Source organism: Chloroflexus sp. (assembly GCF_056331925.1).
Window position 1 is genome coordinate 26350 of record NZ_JBWGQH010000006.1, and the last position, 26763, is coordinate 53112.

The 26763-nt window shown below is 54.2% G+C and carries 24 protein-coding genes; 13 read left to right on the plus strand and 11 right to left on the minus strand.

Translation table 11 applies throughout. From position 1 onward, the window contains the following. Positions 1-66: 66 nt before the first annotated feature. Entirely contained in the window at positions 67-756 is a 690-nt protein-coding gene (gene radC, locus AC01ZF_RS04690; RefSeq protein ID WP_424676351.1) for a RadC family protein, read from the plus strand. Positions 757-1159: 403 nt separating this feature from the next. Here the strand turns inward: radC and AC01ZF_RS04695 are convergent, their stop codons facing one another. The 5 genes from AC01ZF_RS04695 to AC01ZF_RS04715 are packed head-to-tail and all read right to left on the minus strand — an operon-like array spanning position 1160 to position 4953. Further along, positions 1160-2158 (minus strand): ribose-phosphate diphosphokinase, encoded by a 999-nt coding sequence (locus AC01ZF_RS04695; RefSeq protein WP_424676352.1) that lies wholly within the window; start codon positions 2156-2158, stop codon positions 1160-1162. Positions 2159-2188: 30 nt separating this feature from the next. Further along, positions 2189-2644, minus strand: a complete 456-nt coding sequence (locus AC01ZF_RS04700) for a hypothetical protein (protein WP_424676353.1) — start codon at positions 2642-2644, stop codon at positions 2189-2191. Positions 2645-2668: 24 nt separating this feature from the next. Further along, positions 2669-3520 (minus strand): hypothetical protein, encoded by an 852-nt coding sequence (locus tag AC01ZF_RS04705; RefSeq protein ID WP_424676354.1) that lies wholly within the window; start codon positions 3518-3520, stop codon positions 2669-2671. 9 nt (positions 3521-3529) lie between these two features. Then, positions 3530-3937 (minus strand): HIT family protein, encoded by a 408-nt coding sequence (locus AC01ZF_RS04710; protein ID WP_424676355.1) that lies wholly within the window; start codon positions 3935-3937, stop codon positions 3530-3532. Beyond that, entirely contained in the window at positions 3934-4953 is a 1020-nt protein-coding gene (locus AC01ZF_RS04715; protein WP_424676356.1) for a lysylphosphatidylglycerol synthase transmembrane domain-containing protein, read from the minus strand. Before AC01ZF_RS04715 ends, AC01ZF_RS04710 begins: the two co-directional genes overlap by 4 nt. Before the next feature lie 140 nt (positions 4954-5093). Between AC01ZF_RS04715 and AC01ZF_RS04720 the strand changes: the two genes are divergently transcribed. Further along, positions 5094-6887: a S8 family peptidase gene (locus AC01ZF_RS04720; RefSeq protein WP_476575159.1), complete on the plus strand. Its 1794-nt coding sequence runs from the start codon at positions 5094-5096 to the stop codon at positions 6885-6887. 122 nt (positions 6888-7009) lie between these two features. Beyond that, a complete protein-coding gene (gene trhA, locus AC01ZF_RS04725; RefSeq protein WP_424676358.1) occupies positions 7010-7657 on the plus strand; it encodes a PAQR family membrane homeostasis protein TrhA in 648 nt (215 codons plus the stop codon). Positions 7658-7666: 9 nt separating this feature from the next. Here trhA and AC01ZF_RS04730 read toward each other — a convergent pair whose 3' ends face one another. Continuing rightward, entirely contained in the window at positions 7667-8770 is a 1104-nt protein-coding gene (locus tag AC01ZF_RS04730) for a sensor domain-containing diguanylate cyclase (RefSeq protein WP_476575160.1), read from the minus strand. Between the two features lie 180 nt (positions 8771-8950). Between AC01ZF_RS04730 and AC01ZF_RS04735 the strand changes: the two genes are divergently transcribed. Both AC01ZF_RS04735 and AC01ZF_RS04740 read left to right on the plus strand, forming a co-directional pair. Continuing rightward, positions 8951-10063 (plus strand): penicillin acylase family protein, encoded by a 1113-nt coding sequence (locus tag AC01ZF_RS04735; RefSeq protein WP_476575161.1) that lies wholly within the window; start codon positions 8951-8953, stop codon positions 10061-10063. A 10-nt stretch (positions 10064-10073) separates the two neighbouring features. After that, positions 10074-10928 (plus strand): Gfo/Idh/MocA family protein, encoded by an 855-nt coding sequence (locus AC01ZF_RS04740; RefSeq protein WP_476575162.1) that lies wholly within the window; start codon positions 10074-10076, stop codon positions 10926-10928. Positions 10929-10996: 68 nt separating this feature from the next. On the opposite strand, the gene AC01ZF_RS04745 is transcribed toward AC01ZF_RS04740, so the two are convergent. From AC01ZF_RS04745 to AC01ZF_RS04765, 5 genes are all read right to left on the minus strand, one after another. Continuing rightward, positions 10997-12556 (minus strand): ATP-dependent acyl-CoA ligase, encoded by a 1560-nt coding sequence (locus AC01ZF_RS04745; RefSeq protein WP_424676367.1) that lies wholly within the window; start codon positions 12554-12556, stop codon positions 10997-10999. Positions 12557-12643: 87 nt separating this feature from the next. Beyond that, complete coding sequence (locus AC01ZF_RS04750; protein ID WP_476575163.1) at positions 12644-13066, minus strand: hypothetical protein; 423 nt, start codon at positions 13064-13066, stop codon at positions 12644-12646. A gap of 3 nt (positions 13067-13069) precedes the next feature. Beyond that, positions 13070-14719 carry a hypothetical protein gene (locus tag AC01ZF_RS04755; protein ID WP_424676369.1) on the minus strand — a complete coding sequence of 550 codons (1650 nt, stop codon included), beginning with the start codon at positions 14717-14719 and terminating at the stop codon, positions 13070-13072. A gap of 14 nt (positions 14720-14733) precedes the next feature. Next, on the minus strand, positions 14734-16140 hold the full coding sequence (locus AC01ZF_RS04760) for an HD domain-containing phosphohydrolase (protein WP_424676370.1): 1407 nt from the start codon (positions 16138-16140) through the stop codon (positions 14734-14736). Next, a complete protein-coding gene (locus AC01ZF_RS04765; RefSeq protein WP_424676371.1) occupies positions 16128-17381 on the minus strand; it encodes a GAF domain-containing protein in 1254 nt (417 codons plus the stop codon). The genes AC01ZF_RS04760 and AC01ZF_RS04765 overlap by 13 nt, the downstream gene beginning before the upstream one ends. A gap of 331 nt (positions 17382-17712) precedes the next feature. On the opposite strand from AC01ZF_RS04765, the gene AC01ZF_RS04770 reads away from it, so the two are divergent. The 8 genes from AC01ZF_RS04770 (at position 17713) to AC01ZF_RS04805 (ending at position 26617) form a co-directional block, all read left to right on the plus strand. Continuing rightward, on the plus strand, positions 17713-19149 hold the full coding sequence (locus AC01ZF_RS04770) for a GAF domain-containing sensor histidine kinase (RefSeq protein ID WP_424676372.1): 1437 nt from the start codon (positions 17713-17715) through the stop codon (positions 19147-19149). Between the two features lie 2 nt (positions 19150-19151). Beyond that, positions 19152-22856, plus strand: coding sequence for a PAS domain S-box protein (locus tag AC01ZF_RS04775; RefSeq protein WP_476575164.1), 3705 nt, complete (start codon positions 19152-19154; stop codon positions 22854-22856). 32 nt (positions 22857-22888) lie between these two features. After that, positions 22889-23287, plus strand: coding sequence for a response regulator (locus AC01ZF_RS04780; RefSeq protein WP_424676374.1), 399 nt, complete (start codon positions 22889-22891; stop codon positions 23285-23287). After that, positions 23268-23729: an Hpt domain-containing protein gene (locus AC01ZF_RS04785; protein ID WP_424676375.1), complete on the plus strand. Its 462-nt coding sequence runs from the start codon at positions 23268-23270 to the stop codon at positions 23727-23729. The genes AC01ZF_RS04780 and AC01ZF_RS04785 overlap by 20 nt, the downstream gene beginning before the upstream one ends. A gap of 9 nt (positions 23730-23738) precedes the next feature. Further along, entirely contained in the window at positions 23739-23885 is a 147-nt protein-coding gene (locus AC01ZF_RS04790) for a hypothetical protein (RefSeq protein WP_424676376.1), read from the plus strand. Positions 23886-23888: 3 nt separating this feature from the next. Beyond that, the gene (locus AC01ZF_RS04795) at positions 23889-24224 is read left to right on the plus strand and encodes a response regulator (protein ID WP_476575177.1); all 336 of its coding nucleotides are present in this window, start codon (positions 23889-23891) and stop codon (positions 24222-24224) included. A 3-nt stretch (positions 24225-24227) separates the two neighbouring features. Further along, positions 24228-25250: a GGDEF domain-containing response regulator gene (locus AC01ZF_RS04800; protein WP_476575178.1), complete on the plus strand. Its 1023-nt coding sequence runs from the start codon at positions 24228-24230 to the stop codon at positions 25248-25250. Positions 25251-25444: 194 nt separating this feature from the next. Next, positions 25445-26617 (plus strand): CpaE/TadZ family protein, encoded by a 1173-nt coding sequence (locus tag AC01ZF_RS04805; RefSeq protein WP_476575165.1) that lies wholly within the window; start codon positions 25445-25447, stop codon positions 26615-26617. The last annotated feature ends 146 nt before the right edge of the window (positions 26618-26763 follow it).

Genomic DNA, 26763 nt, shown 5'->3' on the forward strand with positions numbered 1-26763 from the left:
TCGGCGCATCTTTTGGCGCGCTCAAACGGTGTATATATAGAACCGGAATTGCAGCGCGAGGAATGCATGGTATCACTACGGATGCACGAACTGCCGGTCAATGATCAACCGCGCGAACGACTGGCCCGTCTAGGCGCCGGTGCGTTAAGCGATGCTGAGTTACTGGCTATCTTGTTACGAGTTGGGATCAGTGGCACCAACGTCTTGCAGCTAGCCCAACAGCTTCTCGGCGAATATGGCGGTTGGGTAGGGTTACAGGTTGCCGATTACAACGATCTCTGTCGGCGCACGGGGATCGGAGCGAGCAAAGCAGCAACCATCAAAGCAGCGCTTGAAATTGGTCGGCGTTTAGCCCGGAGTAGCGTCGAAGAACGCTATCCCATTCGCTCACCCGGTGACGTCGCCGCGTTATTGATGGTTGAAATGAGTCACCTTGACCAAGAGCACCTCCGCACTGTTCTGCTCGATACCAAGCACCGCGTGCAGCAGATCAACACGGTATATATCGGTAGTCTCAACTCGGCGACCATCCGCATCGGAGAGGTCTTCAAAGAAGCGGTACGACGCAACAGTGCTGCGATCATTGTAGTACATAATCATCCTTCCGGTGAGGCAACACCTTCACCCGAAGACATTCAAGTGACACGCCAGCTCGTAGCCGCCGGTCATCTGCTTGATATTGAGGTGCTCGACCATCTTATTATTGGGCGTGGACATTATGTGAGTTTGCGTGAGCGGGGATTAGGGTTTGAGTAGGGAATGACAGAACGGTAACGCGAAGGCGCGAAGGTGCCTAACGCAAAGACGCGAAGATAGTAACGCAGAGGCGCGAAGGTGCCTAACGCAAAGACGCGAAGATGGTAACGCAGAGGCGCGAAGGTGCCTAACGCAAAGACGCGAAGATAGTAACGCAGAGGCGCGAAGATGGTAACGCAGAGGCGCGAAGGTGCCTAACGCAAAGACGCGAAGATGGTAACGCAGAGGCGCGAAGATGGTAACGCAGAGGCGCGAAGGTGCCTAACGCAAAGACGCGAAGGTGCTAAAGCTATGAGCGGTTATGAAGACAGCGGCGATATTCACATCATCACCACCCCTTCGCTTTGAGAGTAGAGAGATTGAAGCATACGGGTATCAGATACGAGCTTGGCAGGCAACAACCTTAACTCAGAGCCGGATGGCGACGGTGTTGGAAAATTGTATCAACACTGACTCCACTATGGATACGCTGGATCACCTCGGCAATCAACGTACTGACCGAGAGGATGGTCAAACCGGGCCAACGCCGTTCGGGAGCCACCGGCAAAGTATCAGTAACGACAAGCTCACGGATCGAGCTAGCACGCAGACGTTCAACGGCATTACCGGCAAACACCGGGTGAACGCAGCAAGCGTAAATCTCGCGGGCACCTTCCTTCTCCAACAACTGCACCACTTCGAGGATCGAACTACCGGTAGCGATCTCATCATCAACGATCACACAGCGTTTTCCGCGCACATCACCGATCAGATTCAGAATCTCCGGCACCGTCAGCGAACCATCGGCACGGTCGAAATGCTGCATACGACGTTTTTCGGCAATTGCCAACGGCGCATTGAGCGCCTCGGCGAAATTACGTGCGCGCTTGGCAAAACCCACATCTGGCGACACGACAATCAGATCGTCCCAACCCTTATCGGCAAAATACCGCACCAACAAATTCATCGCCGTGAGTTCGTCCATGGGAATAGAAAAGAACCCTTGGATTTGACCGGCGTGGAGATCAATTGTCATCACCTGATGAGCACCGGCCACCTGGATCATATCGGCGAGCAAGCGGGCGGTAATCGGCACCCGTGGTTGATCCTTCTTATCGGTACGGCCATAGGCATAATACGGAATAACCGCAGTAATCCGACCGGCCGAAGCCCGTTTGCAAGCATCAAGCATAATCAATAATTCCATAATTTTATCGCTCAGATTGGGCATCGATAATGACTGAATCACAAAAACATCTTTTTCGCGCACGCTTTCGTTAAGTTTGACAAAGATGTTTTCGTTACTAAACTTGACAATCGTCACATCACCAAGTGGCACACCGAGGCGTTCGCTGATTGCACGCGCGAGCATCGGGTTTCCACTCCCGGTAAAGATCCGCATCTCATCGAAACGGCTGCCCATTCTTCTTCCTCCTTATGGTGTGGGTACCGGTTAGGCAGGATTAGCCTCGACAGCAAACAACGCTAAAACATCTGCACGCAACAAATGCCAACCATTTGGCAAGCCGTTCGTTGCCGGCATATCATCATACGCAATATGTAACGCGACAAAGTCAGGTTGACGAATAAACACTGCTAATAACCGTGCAGGTGAGAGAGCGACTAATCGTGGTGAACGCGCCAAGCCGGTGCATTGGGCAAAACTAACCGCAGCATCAGCACTGAGAAAGGCGAGCAAACGACGCACCCGCGGTTGGGTGGATGCGGTTGTCGTTTGCGATGTCGTTCGTTTCTCTGTACGATAGACATACAACAGATTTGGAAACACTTGACCATCGGCGATCAACCGCTGCCGTAACCGATCCAAGCCGCTCGGCACACAAGCCGGATCACCACCGGCTTGCTTTACTACAGCGACCAATAGCGCTATATCGGTGTACACCGTCATTCGTCTCTCCGTGGTGATGCGCTCCTATGGTACCGGTGTTGGTCGGGGTTGCACCGTCTGCGGACGCGGCTCACCGAAATAGAGCGCCGAACCGAGAAGGCCTAACTGAACGACATAGGGCGTACCGGCTGCTTCGGGATGCAACTCAAACCGCGCCCGCTCAAAATACTGCACACGGAAAGCTCGACCATCGGGTTGTACTTCATCAAACTCTGCACTAATCGGATAGCCAAACGATTGCAGACCGCCATTCTCTTCCCAATACTGTAAGAAGAGTCCACCTACGCCAAAGCCCGTCTCTGGAAAATAACGGAGATCGGGACGTGACTCAAAGGGATCGGGACGGAGAAAGGTGCGTCCGGCAACATATTCCACACCAACTAACCCGATTTGAAACTCGTAAGGTGTACCGCTCAGTTCCGGCCAATACTCAATGCGGGCGCGTTCAAACCACTGCACCTCGCGCCCGTTGTACAGCAGCGCCGGGCTAATCGGCAACCCTAGTCGACGCAAACCACCGAGCTGTTCGTAGGCAGCGGCGAATCGCGGTGCCACATCAACGACAGTCGTTGGCACCGACGGTACGCTACCGGCAACCGGAGCAACCGTCGGCGGTTGCAAGATGAGATCCCGCGGCGTCAACCGACTTTGGGGGCGTGCGGAAAGCGACCAGCCGGTGATACCGAACACCAACAGTACCAAGATGACGATTACCAATACACCCAACAGCACCAGCATCCCGGCACGCAACCGATCGTTGAGCAGGAAACGCCGACGGATTGGGCGAGTTTCGGTCGTAACCGATGCGTTACCGGCACCGCTGCGTTCTCTACTGGACGGCGATGGATTAGACGAAGGTGAGACGGTCTCACTCATAGGATGCTCCTAAAGATGAGCAACAATCTCATCAGCAACCACGCGCAGATCATCAGCGGTCGCAGTGCCAGGACGCCACAGTTTTACCGAGCGATCACCTTCCCAGCGCGGGATAATGTGGATATGAAAGTGAAACACCACCTGACCGGCAGCCGAACCGTTATTTTGAATAATATTGAAGCCATCGGGTTTCAGCGCAGCGACAATCGCCCGTGCAACTCGTTGGGTTGTCAGCGCAGTTGCGGTAACCAATTCCGGCGGTAAATCGAGCAAACCGGGTAATTCAGGCTTGGCAATCACCAGTGTATGGCCGCGAGCCGCCGGATTAATGTCGAGAAAGGCCAGCGTCAATTCATCTTCATATAACTTAAACGCCGGAATCTCACCACGCACAATACGGGTAAAAACCGATGTCATAACACCTCCGAAATATCTAGTACTGTCCGATCATCCTGTGGTCCAGAACGACGACCTAGCCATGCCAATGCTATCATGCCAAGCAACACGCCGAACCAAAGGGTACAAAAGCGAATCACGATGGTTGCCGTCGTCGCCGCACTCGCACTTACGCCAACCAATGCGAGTAACAAACCGACACTACTAACCTCTGAGGCGCCCAAGCCACCGGGTAAGAAGGAAACCAAGCCCAACAGCGTACTGGCGGCAAAAATAAAGGTTGCCTGCAACAGCAGCAACCACGATGGTTCACTCCCCACCCCCATCAGTACAAAGAAAAAGGCAAGACACTCAAAACCCCATGAGATCACGCTGAGCAAGGTGGAGACGAGCAAAATCCGCCAATCGAGAAGTTGGGCCGTTGTGGTATAGATCGTCTCCAGACGCGGCGCAATCCACCGACCAAACGGCAGATGGGCCACCAGCCGAATTATGGCCAATGCCAATGATTGACGTTGGACAACGATCACCCCGGCCACTGTCAGCACAACGAGCACGACAAAGAGCGGGCGCGCAGGCGGGTAGAGTGTCAATCCCAACCCCATCAGCAAGAGCATAGCAATACCATCAGTAAGCCGTTCGGCCAGCACAATGGGCGCCGAACGACTGATCGGCGTACCGTTACGCTGACGCAAGAGAAATGATTTAAGCACCTCTCCCATCTTACCCGGCGTTACCGACATCACCAAGCCCGCGGTAAAGATCAGGCCGCTGGTGATATGATCGATACTGTGATCGAGTTTGAGGTAGCGGAGGTAATAATCCCATTTGAGCCACCGCAGCCAGTAGTTGATAACGGTACCGATCAAGATCAGCGGTAAGAGCAGCCAATCGAAGGCAAGCAGATCATCACCCACAGCACGCAGGTCGCTGAACAGACTGATCAAGATGATGACAGCGATCCCGATCACCAGCGAGGTAAGTATCGATTTGCGCAGTCCGGCGCGCAGCGAGGTTGTAGCACTTTTTTGTTCCATAGCGGCTCAATTATAGCACAAGGGTACTGACAGCAGTTGACCGGTGATAGTACTTTGAGGTCATGTAGGAGACACGCCAAGAGGTGTATGATGTAGAATGGAGCCACATAACATGGCCGTATGCACTTCGGGAAGCCCGTATGCGTATCCACCTGATCTGCTTATACTTGATCGCCTTACTCACCGGTGTGATTCCGCCTACCCCTGTACAAGCCGCCGATACGACCGATCTGATCGTCAAAGTTACCGATGCACGCTACACCTCGACTGTCGGGCGCATGCTTGGCGCCTACCAGATCAGAAAGCTCGGCGAACAGACCTATTTAATGCGCTTGCCGGACGGCATGCCGGCCACATTCGCCGAGAGGCGGATACGTAATGCGGAGGGAGTTATTTACGCCGTCCCTGACTATGAACGCACGGTTAGCCGGACACCGAACGACGTGTTGCTGGCCCAACAATGGTCACTCGGCACGATAGGTGTATACGATGCGTGGGAGATCACCACCGGCAGTCCGTTGCCCATCGCCGTGATCGATACCGGGATTGATGCCGGTCATCCTGAGCTATTCGGGCGGGTGCTCGGTGGTTTCAATGCGATCACCGGAAGCACCGATGCCAGCGATGACAATGGGCATGGCACTGCTGTCGCAGGGCTAATCGCTGCCGCCGGTGACAACGGTGAAGGCATTGCCGGGCTGTGTTGGAGCTGCTTGATTATTCCGGTCAAGGCTTGTTTGAGCAACGGACGTTGCCGTGATTCGAGTGTCATTAGTGCCATCCGTTGGGCTACTGACAACGGCGCACGCATCATTAATCTGAGTCTGGGAGGAAGTTTTGACTCGCCTGCACTGCGCGATGCCGTGCGTTATGCGAGTGAGCGAGGTGTCTTGGTGGTAGCAGCGAGTGGTAACGAGCGTGCGGATGGCAATTCACCCAATTATCCGGCTGCCTACCCTGAAACGATTGCCGTTGGTGCAACCGACTATAACGATGAAGTTACCGGTTTCTCGAACACCGGCAATTTCATCGATCTCGTTGCACCGGGGATCAATATTGCGACGACCTTACCCAACAACAGGTATGCCATCGTAACCGGAACTTCCTTTGCCGGGCCATTCGTTGTGGGAGCGGCAGCGCTGGTGATGGCGATTCGTCCCGACCTATCGCATAACGATGTCCGTTGTATTCTCGCTATTTCTGCCGATGACCGTGGGACACCGGGCCGTGATGACGAGTATGGCTACGGGCGCTTGAACGTTTGGCATGCCGTTATGACGGCAAGTACCTACGGCGGCTGCCCGCTCGGCGTACCAACGACAACCGGTAACCGCGATTTCGATCCCTTTGCCCGGGTAGACCCACCGAGTGATGGACGTTCCTACTTCCCGGAAACCGGTCATACACTCGGCGGTGGCTTCCGCACGTATTGGGAACAGAATGGTGGGCTGCCGATTTTCGGTTTTCCAATCAGTGAAGAGTTTACCGAAATCGGCAGCGATGGGAAACCGGTTACGGTTCAATATTTCGAGCGTCATCGTTTTGAGTGGCGGCCAGAGAACACGCCACCGTATCACGTCCTGCTGTCACGGATGGGTGATGATCTCTTGCGTCGGCAAGGTCGGGATTGGTATACCTTTGAACGGAGCGGTCCGATTCAGGGTTGCCTCTACTTTGCCGAAACAAATCAGGCATTATGTGAGCCGTTCTTGAGCTATTGGCGGAACCATGGTCTTGAATTCGATAGGAAACCCGGCAAGAGCTATGCCGAGAGCCTCGCATTGTTCGGTTTACCACTTTCTATGCCGCGCATTGAAGAGACGCAACCCGGCAAGGTTTTGATCGTGCAGTGGTTTGAGCGCGCCCGCTTCGAGTTACATCCCGACGGAAGTGTGTTGTTGGGGTTGTTGGGGAATGAGTTGGTCGGACGATAACGGCCTAACCGGTGACCATCGTCATAGCCAGATCAGGACGTGCGCTACTCGTCGGAGGTATTCTCGATCTGGTATCTTGAACATGGATAGCTTTAAGATTTGGAGATAACTAATTGATACGTATGTCCCAACACACACCTTCAGAACACTTTTCACCTGACGAAGAGCGGATCAACGTTATCACCCATGGCGCCGGCGCGGTGCTTAGTGCAATCGCCGGTATCGTCTTAGTCGGTGCGATCTGGCAACGTGGTGATGGCTGGCAACTGGCCGGCACGATGACCTTCTGCGGTACACTCACCTTACTCTATCTTGCTTCAACGCTGTACCATGCCAGCCGCGAACCGCGTCGACGCGCGATCCTCGAAATCTTCGACCATAGTGCGATCTTTCTGCTGATTGCAGGCACCTACACACCGTTTACCCTGATCAGCTTACGCGGCACATGGGGATGGATCTTGTTTGGTCTGGTGTGGGGGTTGGCGCTAGTCGGAGTTGTCATGAAGCTCTTTCTCACCGGACGGTTCCGTATTCTCTCCACCCTCGTCTACGTCGCACTTGGGTGGATCGTTGTTGTCGCGGCTGATAAAGTGCTTAATGCATTGAACCCCGCTACTATCAGCTTATTGCTTGCCGGTGGGATTGCGTATACTGCCGGGACACCATTCTACATCCTTTCACGACGCCGCTACATGCACAACATTTGGCACGTGTTTGTCCTTCTTGGCAGCTTGTGTCACTTTGCAGCAGTTGTGTCAATTGTGTTGTAGGAATATGGATTACCTGAAGATACAGCGATTACGTCCACTGCGTTTTGCATCGTACAATGCGTGATCGGCGGCAGTGAGAAGATCGGTAGCATTGGTCATCGTTGCATCATGACAAGCACCACCGACACTTATCGTTACCGGAATGTAGGGCCAGGCTGCTTGCTGTACTGCTCGACGGATCCGTTCACCAAGTATCGGGGTGCCTTCACAACCGGTAGCCGGTAAGATAATCGCAAACTCCTCTCCGCCGTAGCGCGCCACAATATCGTGGCGCCGCACGTTTTCACGTAACAGTTGCGCCACCATACGCAAAATCTCATCGCCGATCACATGACCAAAGGTGTCGTTGATATCCTTGAAATGATCGATATCGACTATCAACAACGCCATCGGCACGTTATACCGCAGCGACCGGTCAATTTCTTCTTGTAGTCGCTGTTCAAAACCGCGCCGATTGAGAAGGCCGGTGAGCGGATCGGTCAGCGCCTGTTGCTGAACCTGTACCAACTGTGCTTCAATGCTGAGCAAATACGCGCGTAACGATAACTTCTCTTGTTCGTTGGTGAGTAATCGCTGTTCAAGCGCCAGCACATCGCGACGCAATTCGAGTTGACGCACCACTTGTCTCGCCAACACGCGCAACATCTCGATCTGCTCCGGTGTTAGCTGATGTGGCCGGACATCAACGACACATACTGTGCCTAATGCATAGCCATTCGGTGTCACTAACGGCGCGCCGGCATAGAAACGAATGTACGGATCGCCGCGAACAAAGGGATTGTGAGCAAATCGCTCATCGCACGTAGCATCTGGAACAACAAACACGTCATCGGGATAGTTGATCGTATAGGAACAGAAAGCTAACTTGCGATCAACTTCACCATCGGTAAAACCCAATCGTGCTTTCGACCATTGGCGGTCGTGGTCGATCAGGCTGACCAAGGCCATTGGCGTTTGGCAAATGTACGCTGCTAAACGGACAATATCCTCATAAAACTGCTCAGGTAAGGTATCGAGAATATGGTAACTCTCAAGTTCGCGAAGCCGCTCGGTCTCATTTGCCGGGATTGGAGGACATAATCCATCTGGATGTTCCAACGGTGCATCACTCATAAGCATACCCCTTATCGAGCATATCATACAACATAACATATTTGACAAATCCATCGCATAATATGATGGTAAGGAGTACGCCCGACCGGTACAATCACTTTTTGTGTGGTTCTATATGCTACAATCAGTGCCATACCGAGAACGAGAACAAGCTCAATTTGAAAGGAACGAGGTACAACAATGAGGTTGCTGAGACGGATTGCTGGCTGGATAGCGGTCGTTGTCGCGTTGGTGTTGGTGTTAGGGAGTGGTGGTGGGTATCTCTGGTTACGTCAATCGCTCGCGCAGACACGTGGGGAGATTCGCGTAGCTGGAATAAGCGGACCGGTCAGAATTGTTCGTGACCAGAACGGGGTAGCGCACATTACCGGTACAACCGAGACCGATGGGGTATTCGGGTTAGGTTTTGTTCATGCCCAAGAACGGCTATGGCAGATGGAGGTGCAGCGTCGGATCGGACACGCTCGACTATCAGAAATTTTTGGGGAACCAACTCTACAGACCGACAAATTTCTCCGCACGCTCGGTGTAGCTCGAGCGGCACAACGTACATTAGCGAAGCTAGACCGCGAAACAATTGCCATACTAGAGGCATATGCTGCCGGTGTAAATGCTTTTTTGGCAACTAAGCCGGTGCTACCGCCAGAGTTTCTCGTTCTCGGTGTACAACCAGAGCCATGGAAACCTATTGATTCTTTGGTCTGGGCCAAAATGATGGCGTGGGATCTCGGTGGGACGTGGAGCGATGAGATTAGACGTTCGCTGCTCATCGCACAGGTCGGCGCCGAAGATGCCGATTTTCTTATGCCGGCTTTCACACCCGATGGACCGGTAATTTTACCGGAAGGCATGCCCACCAGCGCACCGTCGCCAATCAGTGGTCAGAGTACGCCGTTGCAACTGACTACTGCGCGTGCAATGTTCGACTTGTGGGCAACTGTCTATCAAACAACCGGCTTGGGCGACCAGCTTGCCGGCTCGAACAATTGGGTCATCGGCGGTTCACGGACGGCCAGCGGTAAACCATTGCTGGTTAATGATCCACATCTCAGCCTGCGTATACCATCCATCTGGTATCTGTCCCACATTACAGGAGGCGACATCAACGCTATCGGCGCGACGTTTCCCGGTTTGCCAGCGGTTGTGATCGGCCACAACGAGCGGATTGCGTGGGGTGTTACCAATACCGGCCCTGATGTGCAGGACTTGTTTATCGAGCGGATTGACGCCCAAAATTATGTCGAGTATAACAACACATCTTGCCAATATCTATCGTTGTCGCATTTACACTGACTACCACGAAATGTTGGCAAACGAGAAGCTAGATCTGGTTTCGGTCGTAGTACCAACGAAGTATCATTTTGCCGTGGGAGGAACTGTGATCGCCCACGGTGTACACGTTCTGATCGAAAAGCCGATTGCCGCAACAGTTGAACAGGGCTGGATGTTGATCGAGGCAGCGCGTCGCCAAGGTGTTTTGCTCACGGTTGGCCATATTGAGCGCTTTAATCCGGCGATCATCGCTCTCAAAGAGCAGCTTCAGAACCATGAACTCGGCAACCTCTTTCAGATTATGTCACGTCGAGTTGGTCCCTTCCCGGCACGTATTATGGATGTGGGGGTGGTGATCGATCTGGCAACACACGAGATCGATATTCTCAACTACCTGATCGGTTCGCCAATTGTACGAATGTACGTCGAACTCCACCGGCACCTACACCAAAGCCACGAAGACATGTTATCGGCACTCTTGCGGTTTGAGAACGGGATGATCGGCGTGCTCGATATCAACTGGCTCACACCGACCAAGATTCGAGAACTGAGCGTCGTTGGCGAGCGCGGGATGTTTGTCGCCAATTATCTTACACAAGACCTGACCTTCTATGAAAACGATGCGTGTCAAGGCCGTGCATGGCCCGAATTGGCGCTGATCGGGGTTAGTGAAGGTCGTAGCATTCGGTTGAAAATACCACGCCGCGAACCGCTGTACGAAGAGTTGCGAAGCTTCTGCGAGGCAGTTCGCTACGGAACCGAACCGCTTGTGAACGGTGAGGAAGGTGTGAATGCGCTTGCGATTGCTAATCAGATGGTCGAGATTGGCTTACGTAACCAACCGGCAGCCCGCCTGATCGAACGTGCATTAGCATTGGGCGGGTGATGTCACGCTGAGATGCTAATCATCAGAACGAGCGGACAGATTGTCCCCGCTCTGTCCGCCCTTCATTCCTACCGTTTCACTCGATACCCGGCAGCTTCCCGATCCCACGCCTTGCTTACACCTTCGGCTTTCAGCTTATACTTCTCAACTCGCTCGGTTGCCGTCTTCGGTAAACTTTCGCGGAACTCGATATAGCGCGGTACGGCGAAGTAGGCCAGTCGTTCTTCACACCACCGCACCAAGTCGAGCGGATCGAGGGTAGCACCGGGGCGTAATACCACCACGACCTTAACCTCTTCCTCGCCTAGTTCGCTCGGTACACCGACTGCCGCGCTTTCGAGCACTGCCGGATGAGCATTAACTGCCCGTTCAACTTCCCACGATGAGATATTCTCACCCCGCCGCCGAATCGATTGTTTGAGCCGGTCGATGAAGATGGCGTAGCCGGCTTCGTCAAGACGCCCAAGATCGCCGGTATGGAACCAGCCACCGCGCATAGCAGTTGCCGTCTGTTCGGGCTGACGGTAATACCCCATCATGATCAGGTTGTCACGCTGTGGACGAATCACTATCTCACCGGGGACACCGGGCGGTAACGGAGTATCGTCAGGGCCAAAAATCGCCAACGCAAAACCGGGCATTGCCGTTCCGAACGTACCCACCCGCACCGCATCACGCGGATTCGCAACGCAAAAACCGGTCGTTTCGGTCAGACCATAGCCCTCGATAATCGTCAACCCAAATCGTTCCTCAAAGGCACGCCACAGATCAGGTGGTGTAGCCGCACAGGCCGCTATCCGCACCCGATGAGCACGGTCGTCGGGTGACGGTGGTTGTTTCATCAAGATCGGGATCATCGCGGCCAAGAGATTGCAGATAGTCGCCCCTAGATCGGCCAGTTGTCGCCAATAGCGCGAAGCGCTAAACTGCTCAAGCAGGGCAACGCTCGTCCCACGATAGATCGCCGGTAAGACGGTATGCGCCTGAGCATTGATATGAAAAAGTGGTAGGCTGGTTCCGAACACATCATCGGCGGTTGCGCCGATCATCACATCGGCGAAGAGGGCCGCCGAGTGGAGATAGGCGTGATGGTTGAGCATGACACCTTTTGGTGGACCGGTGGTGCCGGACGTATACAAGATACTATGGAGATCGGTCGCGTTTCCGGGGGTAGGTTCGGCCATCCTCGCACCGGCCAATGCGGCAGGCCACGCAAGCATTCCGTTTGGCCCAGACTCACCCCGCACGACGATGTGGTGCAGGTCCGGCAAACGGTCACGGAGGACGAGCACGCGCTCGAGTAATGACGGTTCGATCACCAACACCTTCACTCCGGCATGCTCGAGGATGTAGTGGAGCACATCCCCTTTGAGGTGTACGTTGATCGGTACCGTCACCGCACCAAGACAAGCACAGCCGAACCATGCCCACAGATAATCGGGCGTATTACCGAGCATCAACCCGACCCGATCACCGAGGCCGATCCCGAGGTCGGCAAAGACGCCGGCAGCTCGTCGAGCGAGAGCTACCGCTTCAGCGTAGTGCCATTGCCGGTCGGCAAAACGCAGGAAGATGCGATCAGGGTGTTGTTCGGCTTGAGCAGCCAGGGCATGCCATATCGTATCCATAGGCGTGATGCACATTGCTTTCAGTTGATGAGCACTATTGTACTCGATGTTTGTGCGATGATGCAAACGACACGCCAACGTTCCCGACTACCGTTCACGTTCGCCCATCGCCGCGAGCAATTGCTCATCACGACAATCACTACCAATGCTGAGGAAGCCAAGCCAACCAACACCAGCAGCCACCAGCACCAGCGGTACCCAACTTTCCCCAAAGATTGGCCACAGAGCTCTCAGGATTGCGATAGCTCCACCACCGTGTAATTGGTACCATACTACGCCTAAGCCCATCAACCCGAATGCACTGACCTGGAACGGACGCAACCGCGGCCCATCGATCCGGCAGGAAATAGTATCTCGTTGGCGCCAATGCGTCACTATCCCTCCGGCAATGACGCTCATGGCAATTGCCAGCCCAGCACCGCCGGCGCCGAGTAGCGACTCGCAACCCACGGCCAAGAGGGCAATCCCTACCACGACACCGCTCCACCACACCCATCGTTTCACATCCATACGCTACTCCAGCTCAACAACTCCCAACTCAGACTCTAACACATCAACCGCTGTGCGCAACACCTTGATCCGAGCAAACTTCTTATCCTCCGCTTCAACAATCGTCCAAGGGGCAAATGGTGTACTGGTGCGCAGTAACATCTCATCAACTGCCGCGAGATACGCCGGCCACTTCTCACGATTACGCCAATCTTCGTCGGTCAATTTCCACGCTTTGTACGGCACATTCTGTCGTTGCTCAAACCGACGTAACTGCTCTTCAGGGCTGATGTGCAACCAAAACTTCGCAATGATGGTACCGAAATCGACCAACTGGCGTTCAAATTGATTAATTTCGGCGTAGGCCCGTCGCCATTCCTCAGGTCGCGCGAATCCTTCGACCCGCTCAACCAGGACCCGACCGTACCACGAGCGGTCGAACACCGCAAACTGACCACGCGGTGGCAAGCGTCGCCAAAAGCGGTAGAGGTAGTGGCGCGCTTTGTCATCGCCGGTCGGTGCTGCAATCGCATGCACGATATACGCCCGTGGATCGAGTTCAGCAGTCAGACGCTGGATCGCCCCACCTTTACCGGCGGCATCCCATCCCTCGAACACTATCACCACCGGTCGTTTCTGATGGTAGACTTGCAACCCTAGCAAGTACAGCTTGGCCTGCAACCGTTTCAACTCACGATGATAGGTCTCATCGTCGAGGCGCAGACTGAGGTCAACCCGTTGCAACGGACTAGCCGCGTAGGTTGGTGACCCTACCGGGACCGTTACCACCGCCGATCCGTTTGACATTGGTGTTGTGGTGAGCTGATGACCGGCCTCTTCCGCCGGTGGTGACGGACGAACCGTGTCTGTGTTGGTCGCACCACCCAGCACCGGTATTCGGATCGACAAGTTGTAGCGGCGGAGTGCTTCACCACTATCATCAATACTGGCGCCCCGATCAACCGCAGTGATACCCAGGCGACTTTCCAGCGCACCGACAATCGTCTGCAAAATGTGCAAACGCGCATAGTATTTATCGGCCGCCGGAACAATTTGCCACGGTGCAAACGCTGTATCGGTGCGTACCAGCATCTCCTCGACTACTTGGTAGACACGCTTGTAGTGACGGTGTTGCCAACGATCCTCATCGGTCACCCGCCACGACTGCAACGGATCGGACAACAACTTCTTAAAGCGACGAGCCTGCTGTTTTTTGGTAATATGGAGCCAAAACTTAAGAATGAGCGCCCCATCATCGGCCAATTGGCGCTCGAAAACAACCGCATCTTCGCAGCGCGTCCGCCAACGGTCTTGATCACCGTCGGTCGTATAGGCAGCCAGTAATTCACGATACCACGACCGATCGAAGAACGTCATCTGACCATAGCTGGGAATCTTGAGCCAGAAGCGATAAAGCCACGGATACTGCTGCTCGTAAGTTCGTGGCGGCGTGATCGGATACACCCGAAAACCGCGCGGATCGAGCCGACGGGTAAGCGTCGCAATCGTGCGCGCCTTGGCCGTTCCGGCCCAGCCCTCAAACACGAAAATGGTAGGAATGCGCGCTTCGAGTAGCATCTGCTCCAGATCAAAGAGCCGCGCTTGCAACTCAGGGACCAAACGCTGGTACTCCGCTTTAGAGAGCGACACATCGGTAATACAGCGATCAAGCATGGTATGAATCCTTACTAGCCGACTGCGAGACAAGACTCGCTTGTGTGGCGAAGAGCGAAACAAACACTTCTATCGTACACATCAACAACCGCGAAAATACGAGCAGCGAGCGGTATTTCCTCACCACGCAAACCGCGCGGATAGCCGGTTCCATCCCATTTTTCATGATGACACCACGGAATATCGAGTGCCGGTGCAAGGAAGGAGATCGGACGCAAGAGTTCGACTGCAAGCGTGGGATGGGTACGCATAATCGCCCATTCTTGTTCATCGAGCGGGCCGGGTTTGCGCAGGATGGCATCGGGAATCCCCATTTTGCCGATGTCATGCAACAATGCTCCCCATCGAATATACACCAATTCCTCGGCACCGAAGCCCATACGGGCAGCAATCTGCATGGTTAGCTCCGTGACACGCCGAGAATGGCCTTCAGTCTCGTGGTCACGTAGATCGAGTGCCCGTGCCCAGCCCTCGATAGTGGCATCGTAGGCTTGGCGCAATTCGGCATTAGCCTGCTGCACCTTCTCGAACAGCTCGGTACGGTATAGCGCATTCCCGATTATCTCGGTGGTGGCACGCAACAGTTCGATGGTCACTGCGGAGAATGGCTCGCTCGCGAGGAGGGTTATCGCTACCCACAACCGATATTCAGGGCAGACACTACCCGTCAATGGGACGACAACCAATTCTCCGCCGGGTAAGACGATCGGTGGAGTTGGCTCGGACGGTATCGTATCACTACCAACTGTGGCAAGCCGATCGGCGACCCAATCAAACCGAATTGCCTCACCTGCAAGCTGTTCGATCTGCCATCCTTCGTCCTTAAAACGCCAGAATACCACCGACTGCGCCGCTGCCAATGCCTGCAACTCATGCACCACCGTCTGCATCAATTCAGCACAGCTTTGAGCCACACGCATCGCCGCACTCAATTGCCTCAGGGCACGCTGTTGCTGTTCACGCTGTACCCGAACGGAAATATCCTGCTTAACGGTGATAAAGTGAGCAATAACGCCATTCTCCTGCTTCACCGGCGTAATCGCCAGCTCTTCGTGATAGCGTGAACCGTCTTTACGGCGGTTGATCAAGGTGCCACGCCACGTCCGACCACTCAGAATCTCTGCCCACATGGTGGCATAAAACGCCTGGTCTTGCTTGCCCGATCTCAAGATGCGCGTATGCCGACCGATAGCTTCCTCGGCGTGATAGCCGGTTAATGCCGTGAAAGCCGGATTCACCCACTCGATCACGCTATTAGAATCGGTAATCACTATCGCCTGATCGGAGGCAATCAATGCCCTGCGCAACAGATCAAGTTCTGCTTGCACCTGTTTACGTTCGCTTATATCACGAATGACACTGAGCAACACCCGTTCACCATCAATATCGGCGCCGGTTGAACTCACTTCTACCGGAAACACGCTCCCATCGCGTCGAACATGCAGAGTTTCAAACAGAATCCCCCCATATCCGCCTGTCGCATCTGATCAAGAATGTACGGGTGTGTTTCCGGCGCCCGCAATTCGAAGATGGTGCGAGTACAGAGTTCGTCCCGTGAATATCCATAGGCACGTTCAGCCGCCGTATTGGCTTCAAGAATGCGACCATCGCTGGCCCGAATAAACAACACAATATCACGGGCATGGGCACTGAGCAGCTCATAACGCGCGAGGCGCGCAGCGGCCAACACCTGATCGGTCACATCACGGGCAATACCCTCAATCACCCTGTTCGCAACCACAAACCGGAGATCAAGCCACACATAGTTACCGTCGCGCCGGCGAGTGTGCAAGAGAAGCTGCCCGCGCCCTTGCTCGATCAACCGTTCGACCTGCCCAATTTGGGAAGGATCGAGAAACGAGGGAATACCCGGAAATTGGTTAAACAATTCGTCCAGTTCATAGCCCAAGATGCTGGTTACCGCAGGATTAACAAAATCGAGTTGGGGGTTGGGCTGCAACCGGTACCGAAAGATGATGTCGGATGCCTGCTCGGCCAAACGTCGAAAACGAGCCTCGCTCTGGGCCAATGCAGCCTGAGCAGCATCTCGTTCGATGACACGTCGTCGTGACTCAATAAGCTGTGCCACATTCGCAGCCAGGATCATCCCTAGCTCGACAACCGCGTCGGTAAAAAAGTGCGGTTGGTCGGCATAGAGATTGAGTGTTCCGATCATCTTTCCATCGATGTGGAGTGGCAAGGCTGCCGAAGAGCGCAACCCCCGCGCTAATGCTGCTTCACGCCATGGATTCATACGCGGATCGTTCGCAATGTCGAGCGACACAACCGGTATCCCCATGCGCAGGGTCGTCCCAGTTGGTCCACGACTCCGTTCCCGATCGTCCATCCGAACCTGAACAAGATCGACATAGTCGCTCGCATCCCCCCAACGGGCTACCGGTAAGACACTCTGCGTCCCTGGATCGAGCAGACCGATCCACGCCAGCTTGAACCCAACCTCTTCAACAGCAAGCCGGCAAATCGCTTGTTCAAAAGCCGGTAACGAGACTCCACTGAGCGAGAGCCGGTGCAACTCGCCTACCAGGCGGCTCAACTGCAAATATACCTTCATTTCCCGGCTGATATAACCAAAAACGACAAAACCCCAACCGAGTGTTACAGTAACGAAAGACACATCGATCAACGGACGCAGCCACGACACTGCCTCCGGCCTGGTATTCAACCAGAGATGTGTCGCCCATAGCCAAACGGCGGCTAGAAGCAGGTACCCTCCCACTAGTGGTACGTGGTATCTTGCGAGGAATAGACGCTTCATCGCATCACCGGTACAACATCCGCGATTTTTTGTATTGTAGCAAACAACCCTTGCCAAACCCGTATCACGATCGGTAGGGATTGTCGCAACTATCGCAACGAAACGTAATTATTGTGGAACGTTGTCGTAACTCTCCCCCATCTGTTAGCGAACCGAAATACCATGGAAAGCAGCGCAACGTATAATTGTAGACAACGATACCAAAGAGGAGCCGACTATGGAGCCCTACAGCTCACCTACAGCCGACGAAATCGAACGGCTCGTCGAAATTACCGAACACTTACGCGACGGTGACTTTACTGTTGATGTACCGGTTCCGTGTAACAACGACGAATGTCTCTCCCGATTAGCGGCATCGCTTCGTGAACTGGTCAAAACCCTCGCCCGTCGTCAGCATGAGCTTGAAATGCTCCACCGTATCACCAGCCGGATCAACGCCGGTCCTATGCTCGACGAAATTCTCGATGGGGTCTACAACGACTTTCGCGATGTCATCCCCTATGAGCGGATCGGTTGTGCGTTGCTTGAAGAGGGCGGCAAGGTGGTCCGCGCACGCTGGGCACGTACCAGCCTACCTACCGTTCACCTCAAACGAGGCTATGCTGCGGCAATGGCCGGCAGCAGCCTGGAAAAGATTATACAGACCGGACAACCACGAATCATTAACGATCTCGTGCAATACCTGCGCCAAAAACCCGAATCAGAATCGACCCGCCTGATAGTTAACGAAGGGATTCGCTCATCACTTACCTGTCCGTTAATCGCCAACGGGGTGCCAATCGGGTTTATCTTCTTTTCGAATACCCAAACCAACACGTACACGAACGAACATATCGAGCGCTACATGCAGATCGCCGAACAGTTATCGGTAATCGTCGAAAAGGGTAACCTTGTCTCACAACTAGCTGCGCAGAAAGAACTTCTTGAACAGCAGAATGCAGAACTGCGACGGCTTTCAGTCCTGAAAAACAACCTGCTCGGCATGGTCGCACACGATCTGCGCAACCCGGTGGCGATCATCCAAATGATGACGGCTATTCTCCGCAACCCGAACTTGCCACGGTCACCAGAAGAGCGCCGACGCCTCCTTGACGAGATTTACCGACAGACCGAACACATGCTGCTACTGCTCAACGATCTCCTCGACCTGAGCCAGATCGAAAACGGGACCGTCACTATATCCCCTGAACCGGTGCCCATTGAGTCACTGCTCGAAGAAACGGTCAACCGCCATCAAATGCTCGCAGCCCCCAAACACACCCGGATCGAGCTAACAGATGAACTCAATGGAAAGTTGTATGCCGATTCGCTCCGCATCCGGCAGGTACTCGATAACCTGATCCCGAATGCTACCAAGTTTTCGCCACCCGGTAGCGTTATTACCATCAGCGTCGAGCGAGACGGCAACTGGTGGAAGTTTTCCGTCACCGATCAAGGTCCGGGCATTAGTCCAGAAGAGCGGAGTCGCATGTTTGAAGCATTTAGCCGGCTATCAGCTCGGCCGACCGGCGGCGAAAAGAGCACCTGTCTGGGGTTAGCTATTGCGCGTAAAGTCGTTTTGGCGCACGGTGGCGTCATTGATGTCTCTCCTACACCGGGTCAGGGCGCCACATTTTGGTTTACCTTACCGGCTGACCCACTAGAAAGAGCTTAAGGATGACCAACACGTCTCCGATTCAACGTCGCTTGATCCGAGTCTTTCGACGTCTCACCGATGATTTACGTCGCGACCTTTTGACGGCACACACGTCTTCACTCCAACGGTTGATTCTAGCGTACATCGGTGGTCTCATCCTAATTGCACTGGCGTCAATCGGTGGGTACTGGCTCCTGACCGTCAACTCACAACGACTGGCCCAGTACGACCGTCTTCTCAACCTCACTCACCAACAACAGATCCGCGCACAGCAGATCGCCTTGCTCGCCAACGAGTTGGCACTGTTTGCCGATGCCTCACAAGCAACTTCCATTCGCGCCGAATTGCATGTACTCAGAGACGAACTCTGGCGAACCCATCAGCGTTTACTCGCCGACGTACCGACTGACTCACTCAACCGTACAACCACGGTACTCGAACGATTTCTTACCTACGTCGACAATCTTACCGTCGCACCACCTGCTTTGCTCAATCGCAACAATACTGACTTACGGGCGATTCAGACCAACCTCATTGTCGTTCAGAGTGATCTGAGCGCAACGAGTAGCATCTTGTTGATGCAAAGCCAAGCATTACGCGATCAGATTGCGTTCATCCAAGCCGGGGTTGTAGTACTGATCCTTTCGTTACTGATTCTTGGGGGAGTCCTGATTATCCGACCCTACGCCCGTAGAGCACGCCAGGAAGCCGAGCAACTCCGCATGCTCTCACTCGTCGCACGTTATACCGATAATGCGGTGATTATTACCGACCGCAACGGGCAGGTTGAATGGGTGAACGAAGGGTTTACCCGTATCTCCGGCTACACACTTGATGAAGTACGCGGTAAAAAACCCGGTGATTTCTTACAGGGACCGGAAACTGACCAAGAAACGGTAGTAGCTCTTAGCCAGGCGATTCGGAATGGGGAATCGATCAAAACCGAAATTATCAACTACACAAAAGATGGTCAACCCTATTGGTTATCGCTTGATATTTCACCGGTGTACGATGAACAGCATAATCTCATTCGCTTCATCGCGATAGAATCGGATATTACACATCAGAAAGAGATGGAGCGTATGTTACGGTCGGCGCTCAAAGAGAGTCGTGATATTATGAATGCGCTTGACCAATCGGCGATTTTATCAATTGCCGATCCTGAAGGGCGTATTTTGGAAGTAAATGAGCGTTTCTGTGCAATTACCGGCTATCGGCCCGATGAGTTGATCGGCAAAGACCATCGTATCTTCAAATCAGGCATCCATCCACCGGAGTTTTTTGCCGATTTGTGGACCACGATCAAGGCCGGTCGGATTTGGCGCAACGAGATCTGTAACCGGGCTAAAGATGGCCATTTGTTCTGGGTGGATACGACAATTGTCCCGTTTATCGGCGATAATGGTCAACCCGAACGCTACCTCGCTGTGCGGTTCGACATCACCGGTCGCAAGAAGAGCGAAGAACAATTGCGTGCCAGCGAGACGCGCTACCGTTCGGTAATTACGGCCATGAGTGAGGGCATCGTCGTCATGAATAAAGCTGGTGTGATTGAGACGTGTAACGCCAGCACCGAACGCATTCTCGGCCTCAGCTACGATCAACTCGTCGGGCGCACCAGTTTCGATCCACGTTGGGAGGCAATCCACGAAGATGGCACGCCGTTTCCCGGTGAAGAACACCCGATTATGGTTTCGCTCACCACCGGTCGCCCGCAAAGCGATGTGGTGATGGGTATCCGCAAGCCAAGTGGTGAACTGATCTGGATTTCGATCAACTCACAGCCACTCTGTGACGAGCACGGGAATGTCTATGCTGCCGTCGCCAGTTTCCACGACATTACCGCCCGCCGGAATGCCGAACAAGAGCTACGTTTTCAAAAGACGTTGCTCGAATGTCAGACGGAAGCATCACCCGATGGCGTATTGGTCGTTTCACCCGACCGTCGCTGTCTCTATGCCAATCGACGCTTCCGCGAGATGTGGAAGCTAGGCGAACTTAACGTCGAGCAGGCAATGTGCGCCGCGAGCATGGAAAAGATACTCGAACAAGTTTGCGATCCCGAACGAGTGAGAAACGAGATCGAGGAACTGTACGCCCATCCACACCTAACCGGCAAAGCGGAAATTGAATTGAAAGACGGTCGTACCTTCGAGCGCTACAGCGCACCGGTGATCAGCAGTGAAGGTGATTATTACGGACGAGTCTGGTTCTTCCGCGATGTCACCGAACGACGGGCAATCGAGCGCATGAAGAACGAGTTCGTGGCCGTTGTGTCACACGAGCTGCGCACACCACTTACGTCGATCCGCGGCTCCTTGGGCCTGATTGCCGGCGGTGTGGCCGGGGAATTGCCACCACGCGCTGCGGCAATGATCGATATTGCCTTGAAGAATAGCGAGCGTCTGGTGCGACTCATTAACGACATCCTCGACATCGAGAAGATCGAATCGGGTAAGATGGTCTTTAAGATGCAACCCGTCATACTCGACGAACTGGTTAGTCAGACTATCGAAGCGAACCGCGGCTTTGGTCAGCAGTACGATGTTCAGATTGAACTCACCGCTACTTTGCCCGGTGTACAGGTCTACGTCGATCCCGACCGGATGACACAGGTCATTACGAATCTGATCTCGAATGCAGTGAAGTTCTCCCCGCCAGGGTACAAAGTCGAAGTCGCGATTGGCCGTGAACCGCAGGGACGGGTACGGATTACCGTTACCGATCACGGGCCAGGTATTCCTCCCGAGTTTCGTGATCGTATCTTCCAGAAGTTTGCGCAAGCCGATTCCTCGAATACCCGTCAGCAAGGCGGTACCGGTCTTGGTCTGAGCATTAGTCGGGCGATTGTGGAGCGCCATGGCGGACAGATCGGCTTCGTGACGGCAACCGGTGTCGGTACCACGTTCTACGTTGATTTGGCCGAATATCGCCCCAACACGACCAGTGTGCTACCACTACCAACGCGACCGCGTGCGCCACGCATCCTGATTTGTGAAGACGATCCGGACATCGGTGCCTTGCTGTCGTTGATGTTACAACAGGCCGGCTATGCCACGGATGTAGCGCATTCCCTCGACGAAGCGCGTGACTTACTTGCTCAACACGACTACCAAGCTATGACCCTCGATCTGATATGGCCGAACGACGATGGAAGAGCCTTTATTCAAGAAATACGCGCCAATGAAAAGGTTCGCGATCTGCCGATCATCGTGGTATCGGCACGTGCCGGCGAAGCGCAGATCACTAGCGAGGAACAGCTTGATGTGATAGACTGGTTACCCAAACCAATCGATCAACAACGCCTGCTCGCTGCTCTCCAACGCGCAGCCCGCCGCAAGAACACCGGTCGCCCGCAAATCTTGCACGTCGAAGACGATAACGATGTCTTCACCGTGATAAGCATGCTGCTGGCCGATATTGCTGACGTACAGCAAGTGGCAACGCTGGCCGACGCCCAACGTCTCCTACAGGCACAATTGTTCGATCTGATTATTCTCGATCAAAACCTTCCCGATGGAAGCGGGATTGAACTCTTGCCACTCATTGAACAGCAACAACCACCACTACGGGTCATTCTCTTTTCGGTGCGTGATTTTGAGCCTGACATTACCGGTAGAGTCGCGGTCACCCTCGTCAAATCACGCAACTCGAACACCGAATTGCGGAACACTGTGGTGCGATTGCTCAATCAGGCAGCGGTGCTGTCATCGTCGAACATGTGAACGTGATTCTTGCAACTGAAGGAGAAATAACTGTGGCTTCACTTCAAAAAATCTTGTTTGTTGAAGACGATCCCGATATTCAGATGGTGGCACAGCTCGCACTCGAAGCAGGCGGGGGCTATACCGTGCAGATGTGTAGCTCTGGAATGGAGGCACTGGCCGTCGCCGAGCAGTTTGCCCCCGATCTCATTTTGCTCGATGTGATGATGCCGGGGATGGACGGGCCAACTACCCTCACCGAACTACGCAAGAAGCCGACGCTGGCCAATACACCGGTTGTCTTCATGACGGCCCGGGTTCAGCGACACGAAATCGAACAGTATCTGGAGCTAGGCGCTGCCGATGTCATCTCAAAACCATTCGATCCGATGACGTTATCAAGCCAAGTTGCAGCAATCTGGACGAAAGCTCATGAAACCGGATCCCGCTGAACAGTTTGAAGCGTTACGACGCCGATACGCAACACAAATTGCCGATCGCATTCAGGCCATCGTCGATGCGTGGCGTCGGCTTGAGCAGAGTGGATGGGACAATAGCATCGGTACCGAGACACGGCAACTGGCTCACCGGTTAGCCGGCTCTGCCGCTATGTTCGGTTTTGCCGATCTGGGTGCTGTTGCCCGCGAGATCGATATTGGCCTGAAAGAGTGGCTGGAAAACGGCCGGTCACTCAATACAATGATCCGTCACCATCTTGCCCAGCAGATCGAACACTTGCAGCGGATGCTACGTGAGGGCAACGTCACTGCGGTACTGCCACCAGACCCCGCGCAACCTTCGGCAGTACTTTCGTCACTACCACCCGAAGCTGCACCGGTTCCAGAGTCGCCTCCTGCTTCACCATCGCCGACATCGCCGCCACTAACCCCGTAGACAGTAGCGGTGCAAGAGGCCCGTAGCTACCCTCATTCGATCATTATTGTCAAGGATGATCAGGCATTCGCCGCCAATTTAAGCGAACAACTGCGTCTCTTTAACTACGCTGTTCATGTCTTCCACGATCTCGAAGGACTGCTGACCGTGGTGTGAGTACTGAACCCGGCGGCGGTTGTTATGGATATCATCTTTCCCAACGGCGATCTGGTCGGCATCGAAGCTATCGCCATCGTTCAGCGTGAGCGTACCTCCCCACTTCCGGTTATCTTTGTGTCACAGCGGGATGATTTTGCAGCTCGCTTGGCCGCAGTTCGCAGTGGCGGTCATGCTTACTTTACTAAATCGGTTGATGCCGGACGGTTGATCGATGCCCTCGACCGTCTCACCGGCTCAGAAGAGAATCAACCACTGCGCGTGTTGATCGTCGACGATGACGCCGACTTTGGTCAGCAATGTGTCCAAAGTTTAGAAGCGGCCGGCATGATCGCGTGAGCAATTGCCGACCCCCGCGAAACGCTCGAACAACTACAAGCATTTCAACCGGATTTGGTCATTCTCGATATGTATATGCCGCTCTGCAACGGCAAAGAACTGGTCAGTATCATCCGCCAACAAGATCGTTACGTTGCAATACCGATTGTCTTTCTCTCGGCAGAAACCAATCGCCAACAACGACAATCGGCACTGTCGCTCGGCGCCGACGATTTTCTCACCAAGCCGATCGGCCCATCAGAACTGGTCGCCGCCATCTCAGCTCGCGCTACACGTGCGCGCCATATCCGCCGTTTTCTCATCCGTGATAGCCTGACCGGCCTACTCAACCATCAGGCGGTTGAAGAGGAACTGGCCCGCGAGTTTGCCCGCGCCGAACGACTGAATCAGCCATTGGCAATTGCCATTATCGATCTCGATCATTTCAAACGGATCAACGACTCGCATGGTCACGTCGTCGGTGACCATGTTTTGCGGAGCCTTGCCCGCTTACTCCAACAACGCTTGCGCAAGAGCGATCTGATGGGGCGGCACGGCGGAGAAGAATTCTTAGTTGCGTTGCCGAATACTTCATTAGTTGAGGCACTCACACTGATCGACACCGTGCGCAGCAGTTTTGCGGCATTACATCACTATGGGCCGGCAGGTATGTTCGGTGTGACGTTCAGCGCCGGTATTGCCGGCTATCCACAGCATCGCAGTCTGATTGGCATGATGCAAGCAGCCGATCAAGCACTCTATCAGGCCAAACGAGAGGGACGCAACCGGGTTGTGGTTGATACTACCGGTCAAGAGTCGGTGCCGGGTGTCAAAGAAGGATCGGAGATACCCTCAACTGTGCCCGTACCCACCTGGCGCACACTCGTTATCAGCGCCAACGGAATTCAACGGCGATTGCTGCGGCAAGCTCTCGGCGCGCATGGTCTGATGTACGATATGATCGACAACGTCGAGCGTGTGCTCACCTACGAAGCACCGATTCCGCCCAATCTCTTGTTGGTTGATATGAGCCAAATCGAAGGGTAACGTACCGCACACCTCGTTCTCCTCCGCGAACGATTCGACAAGGCATGGATTATCACGATTGCACCGGTTGCCGCCGAACCGCGTGCTGCCACGACGGTGGCCTTCGGCGCCGATGACTATCTCTTGACTCCGCTAGCTCCGAGCGCCCTGACGGCCATACTTGATCGCTTATCTGCATCTGAGAGGAGCCATGAATGAAACCACCAACACTACTCATCGTTGATGATGATGCTGCCGTCGCTGAAATGATCGAACTGATGTTGCGCAGTGCCGGTTATGAGGTACGGCGGGCGGCCAGTGGCGAAGAGGCGTTGCAACAGATGTTTAAAGCACCACCCGATGCACTTATCTGTGATGTGCTCTTACCGGGCATCGATGGGTATACGCTGTGTAAGCGCGTGCGTCAGCACCCACTGACGAGAACGCTGCCGATTCTCATGCTGACCGCGCAAGGTGATATTAGTGCCAAGATTGCCGGTTTTGAGGCCGGCGCCAATGACTATCTGGCAAAACCGTTTGAACCGCCTGAGCTGATCTATCGGGTCAAAAATCTGTTAACTCGCTTTACCGGCGAAACGCCAAGCACCTCGCTACCACCTGGCAAAATCATCGCCATGTTTGGGGCCAAAGGTGGGGTTGGCAAAACGACGAACGCCGTCTCATTAGCGCTAGCGATCCGCCTGCGTACCCGAAAACGGGTGATCATAGGTGACGCCGACCGCAACTTCGGCGACGTTGCGGTCCATCTTAATATCGCACCGACGCGCAGTATTGTCGATATTGTGCGTGGTGGAGATGAGATCGAACAAGAGATGGTCACCCAGGTGTTGTTATCCCACCCCTCAGGCTTACAGGCATTGCCGGCGCCACCACGCCCCGAAGAGGCCGAGTTAGTGAACGTCGAACACATAACGTGGATTCTTGATTTGTTGGCGGTAAGTGCCGATTATGTGATCGTCGATTGCCAAACGAGTTATGATGATCGTACACTCTCGGTGTTTGATCGGGCCGATCATGTGTTGTTAGTGATCACACCTGAAATCGGTCCATTCAAAAATACGAGCCTCTTCCTTAATTTAGCGAACCAATTGGGGATCGACCAACAAGCGATCAGTATTGTCTTGAATCGAGCTAACTCAGGCGTGGGAATTGGGGTTGGTGAGATCGAGCGTGTCCTACGCCGCAGGATCAATTTGCATGTCATCAGTGGCGGTCAACCGGTCGTCACGGCCGTCAATCGCGGTACACCTCTCATTCTCGAACAATCGAAACATCCTTTCGTGCAACAGATTTTGTATCTTGGCGATCAACTCATCAAGCAGTTAGATACCAAATCAACCGTCCAGACTGCCACACCGGTGTCGTAAGGATCCCTACGGTGGCGGGATGGCGGTTGGTTCTTCGACTGGGGTGGCGGTTGGTTCGTCCGCCGGCGGGGCGGTTGGTTCGTCCGCCGGCGGGGCGGTTGGTTCGTCCGCCGGCGGGGCGGTTGGTTCGTCCGCCGGCGGGGCGG